We start from the raw sequence: 16,100 nt of genomic DNA, 5'->3' as shown, positions 1-16,100 counted from the left end.
GGTTCTGCGGGTGGCACGGGCGGGGCAGGGGGAAGCGGCGCCCAGGCCACGTCCTTCGGCGCCATTGCCGTCGGCGCTGGCGCCGCCGGCATTGACGGCTGCTGCGGCTTCGGCGGCCAGACCGGCGGCAGCGGTGCGCAGGCTACGGGCAACTCGGCGGTCGCCATCGGAAGCGCCGCGGGCACCAACCAGGGCGCATTGGCGTCCGGCAACGGCAGCACGGCGATCGGCGGCGCGAACGGTGGCGCTTCGGGCGCGGCGGCGCTTGCGACAGGCGGTGTGGCGATCGGCTCGGGCAGTCGGGTCGAAGGCGGTGCGAGCGGCAGCGTGGCCATCGGCGCGAACTCCGTTGCCACGGCGGCCAATACGGTCTCCTTCGGGTCCACCGGCCAAACGCGCGGCCTGATCAACGTCAGTGCGGGATCGGTGACTGCCACGAGCACCGACGCGGTCAACGGCGGCCAGCTGTACTCGGTGCGAGAGACCGCCGACACCGCCCTTGCCAATGCAGGTACGGCACAGGCCATGGCGAACGGAGCCCAGACAGTGGCTGTTGCTGCCCAAGGAACGGCGAACACCGCGCTCGCCAACGCGAGCACGGCCCAGACCACGGCCAACGGAGCCCAGGCCGCGGCAGCAGCGGCCCAGGGCACGGCGAATACTGCCTTGGGCGTGGCGAACAACTCGGTCCAGTACGGTCCGGGTGGCGCGACCGTCAGCCTGAATGCCAACGGCGGCGCGGGAACCACGCTCAGCAACGTTCGCGCCGGCACGGCCATGACGGATGCCGCCAACGTCGGGCAGGTCCAGCAGGCCGAGCAAGGCGCCGTGGCGACCTCCAACAGCTTCACGGTGCAGCAGGTGGCCGCATTGCAGAGCGTCATGAATCAGGCCTTCGCCAACGGCCTGTGCAGCTTCAGCGGAGGCAGCGTGACCTGCGGCACGGGCAGCAAGGCCACCGGTGCGGGCGCCACGGCGATGGGCACCAATGCCACGGCCAACGGGGACAGCACCACCGCCGTCGGCAGCGGCGCCGAGGCCCGCCATGCCGGCTCGGTCGCCATCGGTGCAGGCGCCAGGGCGCTGGCCGATCCCACCACCGCCGTGGGCAACAACGCGGTGGCCACCGGCAACAACGCCGTGGCGCTCGGGGCCAACACGCTGGCTTCGGGCAGCAATGCGGTCGCGCTGGGCCAGGGCTCGGTGGCCGATCGCGACAACACCGTGTCGGTGGGCAACGCGGCCACCGGGCAGTTGCGCGGCATTGCGAATGTCGCACCCGGCGTGCTGGGCACCGACGCCATCAACGTCAACCAAATGCAGCAGGCGGTGAGCAGCGCGACCAGCCAGGCGAATGCCTTTGCCGCAAAGGGCATTGCAGCGGCGCTCGCCATGCCCTCCATGCCGACGCTTGCGGCAGGCAGGAAGTGGATGGGGGCCGCCGCGGGCAACTACGCCGGCGCATCCGCCATCGGCTTCGCTTTCGGCTACCAGGTCAACGACAACCTGAACCTGGGGCTGGGTGTATCCACGGCCACCAGCAGCGGCAGCAGCAACCGCATTGCCGCCCGCGTTCAGGCGGGCTATGCATGGTGAAGGGCAGGGAAGAAGGCCGGCGCGGGCCAGGTCAGCGCAGCAAGCCGTGCCGCCGGCCCTCGAAGACGGCTTCGGTGCGCGAGCTGACGGCCAGCTTGCGGTAGATGTTCTTGGTGTGGCATTCCACGGTCAGCCTGGAGATCGACAGTGATTCGGCCATGTCGCGGTTGCTCAGGCCTTGCGAGACGAGCTCCAGTATCTTGCGCTCCCGGCGCGTGAGCGCGGCCGGTGCTTTGCCGGAGGCCTGCACCGCCGCTTCGGCCGGCGGCGGCTGGTGCGTCGCCAGCCAGGCGAGGATGTGGCGGGCGATGCTCGGGTCGATGGGCGCGCCACCCTGTTCGATGCTGCGCAGCGCGATGCCCAGCTCGATGTCGTCGCGCTCCTTGAGCAGGTAGCCGATGGCGCCTGCGCGCAGGGCTGCGAAGATGATTTCCTCCGTGCGCCAGGCCGAGATCACCACCGCCGGAACGCCCGGGTGGTGCGCCTGCAGCCAGCCGATGAGCTCGACCCCGCTGCCGTCGGGCAGGCCGATGTCCACCAGCACCACGCCGTAGCCCTGTTTGTCGAGCAGTTGCCGGGCGCCGGCGACGCTGTCGGTCACCGAAATGAGGTTCTCGTCGCAGCCGAGGGTGGACAGCACGTAGCGCAGACGCTCCTGCATGGCCGGCTCGTCCTCGACGATCAGCGTGGGGCTCAGCGAAACGGGTTCGGCGTCTTCGGTCGGAAAGGGGGGCATGCGGCGGATTCTTCGGCCAGGCCGGCGAGCCGGGCGCAAGGTATTTGCTTATTTTTCCAGACTTGTTGCCAACTATTGTCGGGTAGGCCTGCACATGATCAGGTAAGTCGAATTCGTGACCGGCTCCAGGTGCTCCGCCTCGCCGCGGAAGCCCAGCCGCTCGTAGAAGGCCACGCTGCGCGGCGTGAAGGTTTCCAGGAAGCAGGGCACGCCCGCCGCGTCGGCCTCGGCCAGCGTGGGCGCCAGCAGCTGTGCGCCCAGCCCGCGCCCCTGTGCATCGGGCGAGATGCCGAGGATCGACAGGTACCAGGCATGCGCCGGCGCCACGGCCGGCGAGCGCGCGGCCATGAAATCGACGATGCGGCGGTAGTTGCCGAGGCCCCGCGCGCCCAGCGCGCTGGCGAGGTAGTCGCTCTTCGCCGCCGACTCGGCCGCATCGATCGCATCGGCGCGAGGCAGCAGCCAGGCCGCCGCCCCGAGCCGGGCGTCTTCGGCGGCGAGGTAGCGGCCAGTGCGCGCGGCCTCGCCCAGCGAGTAGGCGAAGTAGTTGGCGAGCACCGCCTTGCGCTGCGGCATGTCGTGCTCGAAATCGACGGAGATCGCGAGATAGAACGGGTCGACGATCAGTGCGTCGGCCAGCGCGGGCGCTGACGGAAATTCAGGCTGCATGCGGAATCGGCGAGGTTCGGGAATGACCCGGGCGATTCTAGGGAGCCCGCCCTGACCACACCTTAGTCCAGCGTGACACCCCCGCTCAGGTTCAGCACAGCGCCCGTCATCGCGCCCGCACCTTCGGAGGCCGCGAACAGTGCGGCGGCCGCCATCTGGTCGAGCGAGGGCAGACGCTGCACCAGCAGGCCGGGCGGCTTGGCCGCGAGCATCTGCTCCACCGTGAGCCCCATGCTCTCGGCGGCCGGGCGGAACACCTCGCGGGCGTGCGAGCCTGCCGTCACCGCCTCGGGAATGGCGTGCGAGCGGATGCACACGGTGCGGATGTTGAAGGCCGCCAGCTCGCCCGCCATGTGGCGCGAAAGCGCCTCCACGCCCGCGCAGGCCACCGCGTGGCCCAGGTAACCCGGCCCCGGCAGGCGCGAGGCTGGCGTGGACACCGAAAGAATCACGCCGCCGCCGCGCTTCGCCATGTGCGGCGCCACGGCCTTGGCCGTGAGAAAGCAGCCGCGGGTGTAGGCCTGCACGGGCAGAAAGAAGTCTTCCAGCGGCAGCGCCGCGAGCGGCGTGCCCTGCACGTGCATCACGCCGATGGCGTCGAGCGCGATGTCGATGCCGCCGGCGCGTTCGGCCACCTCGGCGGCGTGGCGGATCATGGCCTGCTCGTCGAGCGCATCGACCACGTCGGCCTCGGCGCGTCCGCCCTCGGTTTCGATGGTCCGCACTGCCGCATCGAGCCTGGAGCGGTCTCGCCCCGTGATGAACACCCTGGCGCCTTCACGCGCGAAGGCGCGGGCCACCGCGCCGCCGATGGCACCGCTGCCACCGTGAACCACCACGCACTTGTTCCTGAACGTCTGCGACATCGTTTCTCCTCGGATTGCCGCCCGCGACATGCGGGCGTTCCATCCAAGGACGCGGGGCGGCGGTCCGATCCGACATCGCCGCGGAAGTTTTTCCTCTTTTTTCAGACCTGCGGAATGCGCGCCGCAATCACGCCCGGGTCGTACCAGGTGACCGGCCTGATCTCGAACACCCCGCCCTCGAAGGCCAGCCGGTGCGCGGCGTGGGTGGCATCCTCGACCGACTCGCACTCCACGATGTAGATGCCCATGAGCTGCTCCTTCGTCTCGGCGAAGGGGCCGTCGGTGACCAGAGGGTGCATGTCGCCCGCGCGGCGCACCGTGGTCGCCACGTTCGGCATCAGCCGCAGCACGGTGCCGAGCCGGCCCTGCGAGTGCAGGTCTTCGCGCAGGTCGGTGTGGCGTTCGAGCATTTCCTCTTCGACGCCGGGCTCCCAGGCGGCCACCGCGGATTCGGAGCCGTAGATGAGGATGGAATAGAGCATGGTCTTCCTTTTCTTTCCGTGGTTCGTGGCGGGTGGGATGGATGGAGTCAGCCGGGCGAGCCCAGGCGGTCGAGCATCGTGCGGATGTGCGCGGCCTCCGCTGCCGTGCGGGCCATGCCGAGGGCGCGTGCGAAGGCGGCGCGGGCTTCGTCGGCGCGCTCCAGCTGCATCAGCAGCGCGCCCTGCAGGCCGTGGAAGTGGAAGTAGCCGTCGAGCGCGCCGGCCAGCGGTTCGGTCAGCGCCAGCGCGGTCTGCGGCCCGTGCAGCTTGTGCACCGCCACCGCGCGGTTCAGCGTGACGACGGGCGATGGCTGCAGGGTTTCGAGCGCGGCGTAGAGGCGGTCGATCTCGGCCCAGTCCGTGTCCCCGGCGTGCGCGGCCTGCGCGTGGGTGGCGGCGATGGCGGCCTGCAGCTGGTAGGGGCCGGGCCTGCGCTGCCGCAGCGCGCCTTCGACCAGTGCCAGCCCCTCGGCGACGAGCGCGCGGTTCCAGCGTGCGCGGTCCTGGTCTTCGAGCAGCACGACCATGCCGCCGGCATCCAGCCGCGCATCGGCGCGCGCATGCTGCAGCAGGAGCAGGGCGGCCAGGCCCATCAGCTCGGGCTCGCCGGGGAACAGTTCGAGCAGCAGCCGCGCAAGGCGTATCGCCTCCTCGCACAGCGCGGTGCGCACGTGCTCCTCGCCGCCGCTGGCCGAATAGCCTTCGTTGAAGAGCAGGTAGACGGTGGTGCACACGGCCGCCAGCCGCTCGTCGCGTTCGCGCCGGCCCGGCGTGTCGAAGGGAATGCCGGCCGAGGCCACGCGCTTCTTGGCGCGGGTGATGCGCTGCTCCATCGCGCTTTCGCCGACCAGGAAGGCGCGCGCGATCTCCCGCACCGACAGGCCCGAGACGATGCGCAATGCCAGCGCGATCTGCTGCGTCAGCGGCAGCTCGGGGTGGCAGCAGACGAAGAGCAGGCGCAGCACGTCGTCGCGGTAGTGCGCCTGGTCGAGCCGCTCGACCAGGGCGGCTTCGGTGTCGTCGAGGTCGGAAACGAGCGCGTCGTCCTCGGGCAGCGGCTCGTGCTGGCCGCGCCGGCGCACCTCGTCGAGCGCCGCGTTGCGCCCGACGAAGATCAGCCAGGCCAGCGGATCGCGCGGCGGGCCGCTCGCGGGCCAGTGCCGCAGGGCGCGCAGGCTGGCTTCCTGGAAAGCTTCCTCGGCCATGTCGAGCTCGCGGAAGTAGCGCAGCAGCGCGGCCACCGCGCGCGGGCGCGAGGCGGTCAACGTGGTGGCGATCCAGGCGGTGTCGTCGTCGGTCATGCGGCGCGCTTGCTTGTCCTTCGTTCCTGCTCACCCAAGGACGCACGAGTATGCGTCGCGCCGACACGCTCGGCAAAATCGGACGCACTTTCCTCGACGAACAAGAAATGGAGCACCGCGAAATGACGTTGGCAATGAGCTGGAGCGAATGGGCTGATCACGACGGCATCGGTTTGGCCGAACGCGTGCGCAAGGGCGACGTGACGGCGGCGGAACTGGCCGCGCAGGCCGCGGCCGGCATCGCGAAGGTCAACCCGCATCTGGACGCGGTCGTCGAGGTTTTCGACGACGTGGTGGCCGACCCGCTGAAGGACGGCATGAACCCCGAAGGTGTGTTCGCGGGCCTGCCCTACCTGATGAAGGACCTGGGCCCCACGCTGAAGGGCCGGCTGCAGGAGTTCGGCTCGATGATGATGCAGGGCCATCGCCCGGCGGCCGACAGCTTCCTCACGCAGCAGCTGCGCAGGGCGGGGCTGAACATCGTGGGCCGCAGCACCACGCCGGAGTTCGGCGTGTGCAGCTCGGCGGAGAACGCCTTCCACGTCACGCGCAATCCCTGGGACCTCGAATACACCACCTGCGGCTCGTCGGCCGGCACGGCGGCGATCGTGGCCGCGGGCGTTCTGCCGCTGTCGCATGCCACCGACGGCGGCGGCTCCATCCGCATTCCGGCGGGCGTGAACGGCAACATCGGGCTGAAGGTGTCGCGCGGCGTGTTCTCGCTGGCGCCGGGGCTGTCCGATCTTTCGGGGCTGGTGTCGATCCAGGGCTGCCACAGCCGCACCGTGCGCGACACGGCCGCCTTCGTTGACCACTGCCGCGGCGGCGCGCCCGGCGAGTTCATGCCCTTCTGGTCGCCGGCCGCGCCGTACAGCGAACTCATCCGGCGCGACCCGGGCCGCCTGCGCATCGCGCTGTCGCACGAGTGGGGCGACTTCCGCGCCACGCCGCATTTCGTGGCCGAGCTGGAGCGCGTGGGCAGGTTCCTTGAAGGGCTGGGCCATCACGTCGAGTGGGCCCTGCCGGAGGTGGACTTCCAGACGGCCTTCGACGCGCAGACCACCTGCTACATCAGCAACTTCGCGCAGGTCATCGACGGCCACCTGCACCGGCTGGGGCTGGTGCGCCCGCCGGCCGAGCTGCTGGAGCCGATCAACATCAAGATCTGGGAAGCGGGACTGCACACCTCGTACACCGAGCGCGCGAAGATGCAGGCGGTGTTCAACACCACCTCGCGCGCCTTCGGCGACTTTTTCCAGCGCTGGGACATCATCCTCACGCCCATCACCGCGCTGCCCACGCCGAAGGTGGGCACCAGCGAGTACCTCACGACCAGCACGAACCCATCGGTATACGACTGGTTCGCCAACCTCTGGCAGAACTTCGCCTACACGCCGCTGGCCAATCTGTGCGGCATGCCGGGCATCTCGCTGCCGATGGCCGCGCAAGACAACGGCCTGCCGCTGGGCATCCAGGCACAGGCTGCCCAGGCGAACGACGGGCTGCTGCTGCAGCTGGCGGCGCAGATCGAGCGGGCGCTCGGGGGCCAATGGAATTCGGGCAAGCGGCCCGGGGCGCACGTTGCCGAAGAGTGACGGCGCGGCGGCCGCTCAGAGCAGGTTGCGCAGCGCCGCCTCGATGGCAGCGGCGGTGGCCAGCGGCTTTTCCATGGGAAACAGATGGCCGCCGTCGAGCATCGCGATGCGTCCCTTGGTGACTTGCTCGGTCATCGCCATGCCCACCTGCCTCATCTCCACCGACTGGCGCCCGCCGATGAAGGCCACCTTGCACTTGGGCGGGTGGCGGCGCAGCAGGGCACCGAGGTTATGGGGCAAGGTGTTGTAGATGGCCGTTTCCACGTTGCGGTCGAAACTCAGCTCGCGCGTGTTTTCCCCCTCGAAGGTGCCGTGGTCGATGTAGTCGTGCAGCACCTGCTCGTCCCACTTGGCAAAAGCCTTCTTGCTGCGGAAGTGCTCGAACACCGCCTCCCGGTGTGCCCAGCTGTTCCTGCGCCGGTGGCTGATGGCGCCGGGCGACACGCTCTTCATGAGGGGCGTGCGCTTGACCACATTGAGCGTGTTCGCGCGCCAGCCGCTGAGGATCGGCGAATCGAGCAGCACCACGCCGCAAGCGAGCTCCGGATGCAGCGCCGCGCACATCAGGCTCAGGATTCCGCCAAGCGAATGGCCGACCAGGAACACCGGTCTGCCGGCGCGGCCGGCGTGCTGCTGCGCGAAGTCGGCCAGCTGCTGCACGAGGTGCGGCCAGTTGTCGGTGACGGGGTACTTCGGGTCGTGCCCGAACTTCTCGACGGCGTCGACCTCGAAGCCGCGGTCGCGCAGGCTGTCGAGAACGACGCGGTAGGTGCTCGCGGGAAAACTGTTGCCGTGCGAGAAGACGACGGGAGGCATCACCACAGCCGCACCGGGCTTCAGATGAGTTTTTCGTCGGGCGTGGAGATCTTGCGCAGCGCGCTGTGCCGCGTGGCGGGCATCTTCAGCGGATGCTCGGTATGGCTGTCGTCCCACACCGGATCTTCGATGCTGTCGAACACCTCGCGCAGCTTCTGGCCCCAGCTGTTGTGCATCATGCGGTAGTAGGGGTTGTCGGCGTCGATGCAGATCACGCGGTCGGTCTCGAGCTTGTTGGCCTCGTACACCACGAGGTCGAGCGGCAGGCCGACCGACAGGTTCGACTTCATGGTCGAGTCCATCGACACCAGCGCGCACTTGGCGGCCTCGTCGAGTGGGGTCTCTGGCGTGAGCACGCGGTCGAGCACGGGCTTGCCGTATTTCGATTCGCCGACCTGGAAGTAGGGCGTCTCGGTGGTCGCTTCGATGAAGTTGCCCGCCGCGTAGACCAGGAACAGGCGCATGCCCTCGCCCTTGACCTGCCCGCCGAAGATGAAGGACACGTTGAAGTCCAGCCCCGCATGCTTGAGTGCTTCGGCGTCGCGGTCGTACACGTGGCGCACCGCCGAGCCCAGCACGCGCGCGGCATCGAACATGCTCTTGGCGTTCCAGATGGTGATCGGGTCGCCCTGCGTGCCGTCCTCGCGGGTTTCGCGCAGTTCCTCGATCTGGAGGATTTCGCGCACCGACTGCGAGATGCTCAGGTTGCCCGCCGACAGCAGCACCATGACGCGGTCGCCCGGCTGCTCGTAGACGATCATCTTGCGGAAGGTGCTGATGTGGTCCACGCCCGCGTTGGTGCGCGAGTCGGAGAGAAACACCAGGCCGGCGTTGAGTTTGATGCCTACGCAGTAAGTCATGAGTTCATCTTGCATGAACGGTGCCCGGTCATGCGGCGCCGAGTTCACGTTTATTCAGTTTTTGAAGGGCATACAAGGCGTCGAGCGCCTCGCGCGGGCTCATGGTGTCGGGGTCGAGCGCAGCCAGCGCGGATTCTACGGCGCTGGCCAGCGGCGTTTCGGCTACCGGGGGCGGTGCGAACAGGTCGACCTGTGCACGAGTTTGCGCATGCTGCGATTCGAGTGCTTCCAGCGCTTGCCGCGCATGGTTGACCACCGCCGCGGGCATGCCCGCGAGCCGCGCCACCTGGATGCCGTAGCTCTTGCTGGCCGGGCCGGGCTGCATTTCATGCAGGAACACGATGTCGCGGCCCGCCTCGGTGGCGCTCACGTGCATGTTCACCGCACCATGGTGCGTGGCCGGAAACTCGGTCAGCTCGAAATAGTGCGTGGCGAACAGCGTGAAGGCCTTGCTGCGGTCGTGCAGCTGGGCCGCAATGCCCGCGGCCAGCGCCAGCCCGTCGAAGGTGCTGGTGCCGCGGCCGATCTCGTCCATCAACACCAGCGACTGGGCCGTGGCGCTGTGCAGGATCTGCGCGGCTTCGGTCATCTCGAGCATGAAGGTCGACTGCGCATTGGCAAGGTCGTCGGCCGCGCCGATGCGGGTGTGGATCGCGTCGATCGGCCCGAGCCGGCAGGCGGCCGCCGGCACGTGCGAGCCGATGGAAGCCAGCAGCACGATGATCGCCACCTGCCGCATGTACGTCGACTTGCCGCCCATGTTGGGGCCGGTGATGACCTGCATGCGCTGCTGCGGCCCAAGCTGCGTGTCGTTGGCGATGAAGCCGCCCGACGACTTCTCTGCCAGCCGCGCCTCCACCACCGGGTGGCGGCCCTGCTGGATCTCGATGCACGGGTGCGCCACGAAGCTGGGCGCGCGCCAGTGCAGCGTGTGCGAGCGCTCGGCCAGTGCGCACAGCGCGTCGAGCGTGGCGATGCCGCCGGCCAGCTGCGTGAGCGCGGGCACCGAGGGCTGCAGCGCGTCGAGCAGCTGCTCGTACAGCCATTTCTCGCGGGCCAGCGCGCGGTCTTGCGCGCTCAGGGCCTTGTCCTCGAAGGCCTTCAGCTCGGGCGTGACGAAGCGCTCGGCATTTTTCAGCGTCTGGCGGCGGCGGTAGTTGTCGGGCACCTTGGAGAGCGCGCTTTGCGTCACCTCGATGTAGAAGCCGTGCACGCGGTTGAACTGCACCCGCAGGTTGCTGATGCCGGTGCGCTCGCGCTCGCTGATCTCGAGTTTCAGCAGGAAGTCGTCGCAGTTCTCGCTGATGGCGCGCAGCTCGTCGAGCTCGGCGTCGTGGCCGGTGGCGATCACGCCGCCGTCTCGCACCAGCGCGGATGGGTCGGGCTTGATAGCGCTGGCCAGCAGGTCGGCGCAGCCCGGTGGCGGGGCGAGGCGTTCGGCGATCCGGGCCAGCAGTGCGGCGGCGCCGGGCAGCAGCGGCGCGAGCTGTTCCGCCTTCGACAGCGCCAGGCGCAGCGCCAGCAGTTCGCGCGGTCGCACCTGGCGCAGCGCGATGCGCGCGGCGATGCGTTCCACGTCGCTCGTGTTCTTGAGCTGCTCGCGCAGCGTGCGCCAGGGTGCAGCCGTGCCGCCCAGCACCGTGGCCTGCAGTGCGCCAATGGCTTCGAGCCGGGCCTGCGCCTCGGAGCGGTCGCGCCGCGGCGAAAGCAGCCAGCGCTTCAGGAGCCGGCTGCCCATGCCTGTCATGCAGGTGTCGAGCAGCGAGAACATGGTGGGCGAGTCTTCGCCGCGCAGCGTCTGCACCAGTTCGAGGTTGCGCCGCGTGGTGGGCGGCAACTCGATCAGGTCGCCGTCGCGCTCGACCGAGAGGCGTTGCACGTGCGAGAGCGCGCGGCCCTGCGTGTGCTCCGCATAGCCCAGCAGCGCGGCGGCCGCGGCGTGCGCGTTGGTGAGCGACTCCGCGTTCCAGGCGGCGAGGCTGTTGCTGCCCATTTGCTCGCTGAGCTTGCGTTCGCCCAGGCCACCGTCGAACTGCCACGCCGGTCGCAGCGACAGCGTGAACGGCGTGGTGGCGCGCGCGGCCTTCAGGCGTTGCTCGAAGGCGGGCGTCACTTCGGCGCTGTAGAGCAGCTCGCTCGGCGCGATGCGCGCGATCCAGGCTTCGAGCGCGTCGGCCGGGCATTCGGCCAGCCGCAGTTCGGCACCTGTCACGCTGAGCCAGGCCAGTCCGCAGAAATTGCGCGAGCCAGCATGCACCGCGAGCAGCAGCGATTCGCTCTTGTCGTTGAGCAGTTCGGAGTCGGTCAGCGTGCCGGGCGTGACCACCCGCACCACCTTGCGCTCCACCGGCCCCTTGCTGGCGCCGACCTCGCCCACCTGCTCGCAGATGGCCACCGATTCGCCCAGCTTGATGAGCCGCGCGAGGTAGGTGTCGACCGCATGGAAGGGCACGCCGCACATCACCACCGGCTGGCCGGCCGACTGGCCGCGCTGGGTGAGCGTGATGTCGAGCAGGCGCGCGGCCTTCTCGGCGTCGGCCCAGAAGAGCTCGTAGAAATCGCCCATCCGGTAGAACAGCAAGGTGTCCGGATGGTTGGCCTTGAGGCCGAGGTACTGCGCCATCATGGGCGTGTGGCCCGAAAGATCAGTTGCCGCCAACTGTGTTTTGTCCGTCATTGGTTGTCTGCATAAGCCATGGATGACATGGAGAAAAGAGGCTATCCGGCGTTGCCCTGGGGGCAACGCGGCGAAAGATCAACCCGTTATTGTGGCCTGCCCGGCGCCACCCTTTCGCAGGGCCATCAGGACACCCGGATCGTCTGCTCGCGCGTCAGAGCGATTCCCGGGGTGCCGATCTCGATTTCCAGCGTCCAGACCGTCTTGAGCCGGTTGCCCGAGCTCGACGACATGCCGGTCCGCCGTATGAGCCTGCTTTTCTCGGGTCTCGGCGTCTTCTCTGAAGCTGCCGTGGATCGCTTCCCCGAATGCGTACTCCTTCGCCCGCATGGCACCATTGGCAGCTTATGACTGCGAACTTTGTGGGGTACCGATGCTGATCAACTGCGTGGCCTATGAAAACGGTGCCAAGCTCGCCGACATTCCGGTCGAGGACATCAGCGAATACATCAGCCGGCCGGGGTGCTTTGTCTGGGTGGCACTGAGCGACGCCACGCCGGGGGAGCTGGCCGAGATGCAGCAGGAATTCGGCCTGCATCCGCTCGCGGTGGAAGACGCGCAGCATGGCCACCAGCGCCCCAAGGTGGAGGAGTACGGCGATTCGCTCTTCGTCGTCATGCACCTCGTGGAGCCTTCGCCCGAGGGCGAGCACTGCACGAACGTGGGCGAGGTCGACGTGTTCGTCGGCGCCAACTACGTGCTGTCGGTGCGCAACCGCAGCAAGCAGGGCTTTCTGGGCGTGCGCGAGCGCTGCGAACGCGAGCCCGAGCTGCTGCGCAACGGCGCGGGCTTCGTGCTGTATGCGCTGATGGACGCGGTGGTCGACCGCTACTTCCCGGTGATCGACGCGCTGGAGGTGGAGCTCGAGGCCATCGAGCAGCAGATCTTCGGTCAGGGCGGCGTGGCGCGCGACAAGATCAAGCAGCTGTACGACCTGAAGCGGCGCAGCATGATCCTGAAGCGCGCGGTGGCGCCGCTGCTGGAGGCGGCCAGCAAGCTGCACGGCGGGCGGGTGCCCCAGATCTGCATGAGTTCCCAGGAGTACTTCCGCGACGTGGGCGACCACCTGGGGCGCATCAACGGCTCGATCGATGCCATGCGCGACACCATCGGCACGGCGGTCCAGGTGAACCTGTCGATGGTCACCATCGAGGAGAGCGAAGTCACCAAGCGCCTTGCATCCTGGGCCAGCATCTTCGCGGTGTGCACCGCCTACGCCGGCATCTGGGGCATGAACTTCGAGAACATGCCGGAGCTGAAATTCCGCTACGGCTATGCGGTGGCGCTGGGGCTGATCGCCGGCACCTGCGGCTATCTCTACTACCGGTTCAAGCGCGCCGGCTGGCTGTGAGGGCGGGGCTGCCCCGGTTTTTTTCCTTCCCCGGGGAGGGGAAGGAGCAAGACCTTACTCGTCGTGCGTGTCGTGCGTGGCGATCGCGCCGCGGCGCCAGTAGCCCGAGGCCCGTGTCCATTTCGGGTTCGCGCCTCGCTCGCCCACGAGGTGCGCGCGCAGCGCCTTGGCGATTGCCGATTCGCAACCCACCCATGCATGGAAGTCGCCGGCCGGCAGCTGCATCGCTTTCAGCGCGTCGAGCAGCACAGGACTCAGGCCCGGTTCGGTGCCGCGGCGGTGCAGCCACCTGAGCGTGAGCTCGGCCTTCGTGTCGAACGGAATCTCGTCGGCTTCGCTGTCGACTTCCGCCAGCACCACCGCGCGCGCACCGGCCGGCAGCTCAGCCAGGCGGCGCGAGATGGCGGGCAGGGCTGTGTCGTCGCCGATCAGCAGGTGCCAGTCGAATTCGGTCGGCACGATGAACGAACCGCGCGGGCCGCCCACGCCGACGACGTCGCCGGGCCTGGCCTGCTCGGCCCATTGCGTGGCGGGGCCGGCTTCGTGCAGCGCGAAGTCGATTTCGAGCGTGCCGGCCGTCGCGTCATGGCGGCGCGGCGTGTAGTCGCGCATGGTCGGGCGGCCTTCGGGCCAGATCGGGCCCTCGGGGCCGGCCGTGGGCAGCGTGAGCTTGCCGGTGGCATCAGGGAAGAAGATCTTCGCGTGGTCGTCGAAGCCGGGGCTGGTGAAGCCCGCGAGGTCGTCGCCCGCGAGCGTGATGCGGATCAGGTGCGGCGTCACGCGCCGCGCGGTTTTCACCGTGAGCCGGCGAAAGCGCAGGTCGTGGCGCACCCGGCGCGGCATGCGGTCGGGCGCGGTGGAGGCGGATGAGGTACTGGAGTCAGTCATTGCAGGAATCCTGTGTGAACAGGACGGGTTGAGATTGGGGGGAGGGCGCAGGCTCAGATCTTTTCGATCTGCTGGGCCGCGGCGTCGAGCACCGCGGCGAATTCATGCGCCTGCTGCGCGGTCATCGCGGCGCCCGACAGGCGCATGCGCATTGCGAGCTTGAGGTTCTCGATGGCGCGCGTGACCTGCGGCGGCCGTCCGCCGCGCGGGCCGGCGCCGTCCACGCCGCCGCTCATGCGGGCCATCATGGCGTCGGCCATCTCGCGGTTCGCAGCGAGGAATTCCTGGCCGCTGGCCGTGATGCTGTAGCGCTTGCGGCCGCTGCCGTCGCCGGCTTCCACGCTGAGGTAGCCCATTTCCTCGAGCAGTGTGAGCGTGGGGTAGACCACGCCGGGGCTCGGCGCGTAGCTGCCGCCGAGGCGGTCTTCGATGGCCTTGATCAGTTCGTAGCCGTGAGCCGGCTTGTCGGCAATGAGCTGCAGCAGCACGAAGCGCAGGCCGCCGTGGCCGAACACGCGTGCGCCGCCACGGCCACCGCCGCGGTGTTGTCCGCGCCCGCCGGAAAGGCCGTCTTCATGTTCGCCGCGGGCGGTGCGGCAGTGGTGATGGCCGGAATGGAAATGTCTCATGGCGAGCATCCTTCATGATGTGTATCGGAATTATTTTAGATATATCTAAAATAAAGTCAAACCGATACCCTAGACCGCACGGGAGGCGGCTCGCCCATCGCCGCGAGTCAGCCGTCCGAAGCCTCTCCAGCGGCCACGAAGCGCCGCTGCCGCATCCACTTGGTCGCCACCCATTTCTCGCCGCGCAGCACGGGTCCGCCCGCATGCAGCGATGCATGGTCCACCTGCCCAAGGCTGTTGCAGTACTCGAAGTACACCGCGCTGCCGCGTCGTGGCGACACCGACCAGCCGCATTCGGGAAATACGGTCTCGCCGCCTTCCTCCACCTCGTTGAGGTAGCTCACGAGCGTGCTCACGCGCTGGCCGCTGCGTGCCAGCGAGGCCTTGTTGGCTGCGTTCGACGGCACCAGGAAATCGAAGTGGGGCATGCTCTGCGCGCCGGCCGGGTAGCACAGCACCTGCAGGCCTTCGCCGTTTTCCACCGGCAGGTTCATGAGCTCCGACACGCGCTGATCGAGCCTGGCGATGAAGGCGTTTTCGCGCAGCCGGAAGAACATGCCCAGGCTGCTGCGCTGTTCACCGACAAGGTCGCGCCCGGACAGCGGATCGACGGTGGTCGATGGCGCCAGCCGGGGCCTCGCGAGCGCGATCAGCTCTTCGCATTCCCGCGCGTCGAACACGTCGTCGAGCACAGCCATGGCCGGCTGCGCCGCGCGCGCGGCCACGCGCACGAGCCGGTCCGTGGTGCGGATCGACGTGCCCGGCGGCAGCCGTGGCGGCTCGTACTGGTAGAGGGGCGCTACCGTTACCGAATCGACAGGCACCGGGCTTCCGGTGCGCAGCGCGAACACGAAGGCATCGACGATGGTCCTGGCGGCCTCGGGCGGCATGTCTTGCGCGCGCATGGCCTTGATCACGTTCGCGGGGGCGCAGCCCTGGCGCAGGTTGTGCAATACCCAGTCGCTCAGCGCGGGCGAGAAACGCAGCACCGCATCCATCGGCTCAGACTTCCGCCGGAACCCAGCCGTTGCCGGTGCGTTTGAAGTTCTGCTTCAGCTGCATGGTGCCGGCGCCGCGCACCACGCGGTCGACCATCGGAAAGGCCTTTTGCACGTCGGCATTGCCCGTCCAGGGCGCGGCATCGATCCTGTAGGTGTAGGTGACGACGACTTCGGCCGGGTCCTTGGCGTCCTTGCGCGCTTCCCAGCCGACGATCTTGTCGAGCGTCAGGTGGGCGGCGCAGAAGTCGCCCTGGCCGCCCTGGCCGCTTTGGTTCTTGCGCACCAGAAAGTACTTCTTTCCTTCGTCGGTCAGCGCGTAGCGGGTGACCTCGATTTCGCCAGCCTCCTTGTCGTTCTCGACCTTCGCCGTGGACGCACTCACCAGCCCGACATGCTCCAGCACCGGCATCTGCACCGCGTTGCGCGCGCGCGTGCCTGCCTCGCGCTGCGGCACGTCGATGGGCCATTGGGTCTTGCCCAGGCACAGGTCGCCTTTCTTCGCGAGGTAGGCGTTCATCGCGGCCGTGAGGTTCGGCAGGTCGGCTTCGGGCTGCTGCGGGCCGCAGCCCGCGAGTGCGGCCAGGGCGGCGGCGCCGATTGCCGCGCAAAGGATCTTGTTGTTCATGTGTAGGC

At 68.7% G+C, this 16,100-nt stretch carries 16 protein-coding genes; 4 read left to right on the top strand and 12 right to left on the bottom strand.

Going from position 1 to position 16,100, the window contains the following annotated elements:
* On the top strand, window positions 1-1,596 hold a 1,596-nt coding region (locus ACCD11_RS04575), incomplete at its 5' end, for a YadA family autotransporter adhesin (RefSeq protein ID WP_413312616.1).
* A 31-nt stretch (window positions 1,597-1,627) separates the two neighbouring features.
* On the opposite strand, the gene ACCD11_RS04570 is transcribed toward ACCD11_RS04575, so the two are convergent.
* The 5 genes from ACCD11_RS04570 to ACCD11_RS04550 form a co-directional block, all read right to left on the bottom strand.
* Window positions 1,628-2,332 carry a response regulator gene (locus ACCD11_RS04570; protein ID WP_413312615.1) on the bottom strand — a complete coding sequence of 235 codons (705 nt, stop codon included), beginning with the start codon at window positions 2,330-2,332 and terminating at the stop codon, window positions 1,628-1,630.
* Between the two features lie 72 nt (window positions 2,333-2,404).
* The gene (locus ACCD11_RS04565; RefSeq protein ID WP_413312614.1) at window positions 2,405-3,001 is read right to left on the bottom strand and encodes a GNAT family N-acetyltransferase; all 597 of its coding nucleotides are present in this window, start codon (window positions 2,999-3,001) and stop codon (window positions 2,405-2,407) included.
* A gap of 62 nt (window positions 3,002-3,063) precedes the next feature.
* Window positions 3,064-3,867 (bottom strand): SDR family NAD(P)-dependent oxidoreductase, encoded by an 804-nt coding sequence (locus ACCD11_RS04560; RefSeq protein WP_413312613.1) that lies wholly within the window; start codon window positions 3,865-3,867, stop codon window positions 3,064-3,066.
* Between the two features lie 101 nt (window positions 3,868-3,968).
* Window positions 3,969-4,349: a YciI family protein gene (locus tag ACCD11_RS04555; protein ID WP_413312612.1), complete on the bottom strand. Its 381-nt coding sequence runs from the start codon at window positions 4,347-4,349 to the stop codon at window positions 3,969-3,971.
* 47 nt (window positions 4,350-4,396) lie between these two features.
* Complete coding sequence (locus ACCD11_RS04550; protein WP_413312611.1) at window positions 4,397-5,650, bottom strand: RNA polymerase sigma factor; 1,254 nt, start codon at window positions 5,648-5,650, stop codon at window positions 4,397-4,399.
* Window positions 5,651-5,772: 122 nt separating this feature from the next.
* Between ACCD11_RS04550 and ACCD11_RS04545 the strand changes: the two genes are divergently transcribed.
* Window positions 5,773-7,245 (top strand): amidase, encoded by a 1,473-nt coding sequence (locus ACCD11_RS04545; protein WP_413312619.1) that lies wholly within the window; start codon window positions 5,773-5,775, stop codon window positions 7,243-7,245.
* 15 nt (window positions 7,246-7,260) lie between these two features.
* On the opposite strand, the gene ACCD11_RS04540 is transcribed toward ACCD11_RS04545, so the two are convergent.
* Genes ACCD11_RS04540 through mutS form a run of 3 tightly spaced genes read right to left on the bottom strand, consistent with a single transcriptional unit; the run spans window position 7,261 to window position 11,598 of the window.
* Window positions 7,261-8,061 (bottom strand): alpha/beta fold hydrolase, encoded by an 801-nt coding sequence (locus ACCD11_RS04540; RefSeq protein WP_413312610.1) that lies wholly within the window; start codon window positions 8,059-8,061, stop codon window positions 7,261-7,263.
* A gap of 20 nt (window positions 8,062-8,081) precedes the next feature.
* Window positions 8,082-8,921 (bottom strand): proteasome-type protease, encoded by an 840-nt coding sequence (locus ACCD11_RS04535; RefSeq protein ID WP_042673444.1) that lies wholly within the window; start codon window positions 8,919-8,921, stop codon window positions 8,082-8,084.
* 28 nt (window positions 8,922-8,949) lie between these two features.
* Window positions 8,950-11,598, bottom strand: a complete 2,649-nt coding sequence (gene mutS / locus ACCD11_RS04530) for a DNA mismatch repair protein MutS (RefSeq protein WP_007833760.1) — start codon at window positions 11,596-11,598, stop codon at window positions 8,950-8,952.
* Between the two features lie 18 nt (window positions 11,599-11,616).
* On the opposite strand from mutS, the gene ACCD11_RS04525 reads away from it, so the two are divergent.
* Window positions 11,617-11,949, top strand: coding sequence for a hypothetical protein (locus ACCD11_RS04525; protein WP_413312609.1), 333 nt, complete (start codon window positions 11,617-11,619; stop codon window positions 11,947-11,949).
* Window positions 11,950-11,971: 22 nt separating this feature from the next.
* A complete protein-coding gene (locus tag ACCD11_RS04520) occupies window positions 11,972-12,949 on the top strand; it encodes a magnesium and cobalt transport protein CorA (protein WP_413312608.1) in 978 nt (325 codons plus the stop codon).
* A 54-nt stretch (window positions 12,950-13,003) separates the two neighbouring features.
* On the opposite strand, the gene ACCD11_RS04515 is transcribed toward ACCD11_RS04520, so the two are convergent.
* The 4 genes from ACCD11_RS04515 to ACCD11_RS04500 form a co-directional block, all read right to left on the bottom strand.
* Window positions 13,004-13,837, bottom strand: a complete 834-nt coding sequence (locus ACCD11_RS04515; protein ID WP_413312607.1) for a siderophore-interacting protein — start codon at window positions 13,835-13,837, stop codon at window positions 13,004-13,006.
* Window positions 13,838-13,890: 53 nt separating this feature from the next.
* Window positions 13,891-14,466 carry a PadR family transcriptional regulator gene (locus ACCD11_RS04510; protein WP_413312606.1) on the bottom strand — a complete coding sequence of 192 codons (576 nt, stop codon included), beginning with the start codon at window positions 14,464-14,466 and terminating at the stop codon, window positions 13,891-13,893.
* Window positions 14,467-14,573: 107 nt separating this feature from the next.
* Window positions 14,574-15,464 carry a 2OG-Fe(II) oxygenase gene (locus ACCD11_RS04505; protein WP_413312605.1) on the bottom strand — a complete coding sequence of 297 codons (891 nt, stop codon included), beginning with the start codon at window positions 15,462-15,464 and terminating at the stop codon, window positions 14,574-14,576.
* 4 nt (window positions 15,465-15,468) lie between these two features.
* Window positions 15,469-16,092 carry a hypothetical protein gene (locus tag ACCD11_RS04500; protein WP_413312604.1) on the bottom strand — a complete coding sequence of 208 codons (624 nt, stop codon included), beginning with the start codon at window positions 16,090-16,092 and terminating at the stop codon, window positions 15,469-15,471.
* Window positions 16,093-16,100: the final 8 nt, after the last annotated feature.

The organism is Variovorax sp. Varisp36 (assembly GCF_047304235.1).
Taxonomy (GTDB): Bacteria; Pseudomonadota; Gammaproteobacteria; order Burkholderiales; family Burkholderiaceae_C; genus Variovorax.
This window is presented reverse-complemented; position numbering and strand designations above follow the sequence as displayed.

Coding starts and splice junctions, on each gene's coding strand:
- ACCD11_RS04515 (WP_413312607.1), bottom strand. CDS start 13,837: ATGACTGACTCCAGTACCTCATCCGCCTCCACCGCGCCCGACCGCATG.
- ACCD11_RS04525 (WP_413312609.1), top strand. CDS start 11,617: ATGGATGACATGGAGAAAAGAGGCTATCCGGCGTTGCCCTGGGGGCAA.
- ACCD11_RS04555 (WP_413312612.1), bottom strand. CDS start 4,349: ATGCTCTATTCCATCCTCATCTACGGCTCCGAATCCGCGGTGGCCGCC.
- ACCD11_RS04560 (WP_413312613.1), bottom strand. CDS start 3,867: ATGTCGCAGACGTTCAGGAACAAGTGCGTGGTGGTTCACGGTGGCAGC.
- ACCD11_RS04500 (WP_413312604.1), bottom strand. CDS start 16,092: ATGAACAACAAGATCCTTTGCGCGGCAATCGGCGCCGCCGCCCTGGCC.
- ACCD11_RS04565 (WP_413312614.1), bottom strand. CDS start 3,001: ATGCAGCCTGAATTTCCGTCAGCGCCCGCGCTGGCCGACGCACTGATC.
- mutS (WP_007833760.1), bottom strand. CDS start 11,598: ATGACGGACAAAACACAGTTGGCGGCAACTGATCTTTCGGGCCACACG.
- ACCD11_RS04570 (WP_413312615.1), bottom strand. CDS start 2,332: ATGCCCCCCTTTCCGACCGAAGACGCCGAACCCGTTTCGCTGAGCCCC.
- ACCD11_RS04520 (WP_413312608.1), top strand. CDS start 11,972: ATGCTGATCAACTGCGTGGCCTATGAAAACGGTGCCAAGCTCGCCGAC.
- ACCD11_RS04540 (WP_413312610.1), bottom strand. CDS start 8,061: ATGCCTCCCGTCGTCTTCTCGCACGGCAACAGTTTTCCCGCGAGCACC.
- ACCD11_RS04505 (WP_413312605.1), bottom strand. CDS start 15,464: ATGGATGCGGTGCTGCGTTTCTCGCCCGCGCTGAGCGACTGGGTATTG.
- ACCD11_RS04535 (WP_042673444.1), bottom strand. CDS start 8,921: ATGACTTACTGCGTAGGCATCAAACTCAACGCCGGCCTGGTGTTTCTC.
- ACCD11_RS04545 (WP_413312619.1), top strand. CDS start 5,773: ATGACGTTGGCAATGAGCTGGAGCGAATGGGCTGATCACGACGGCATC.
- ACCD11_RS04550 (WP_413312611.1), bottom strand. CDS start 5,650: ATGACCGACGACGACACCGCCTGGATCGCCACCACGTTGACCGCCTCG.
- ACCD11_RS04510 (WP_413312606.1), bottom strand. CDS start 14,466: ATGAGACATTTCCATTCCGGCCATCACCACTGCCGCACCGCCCGCGGC.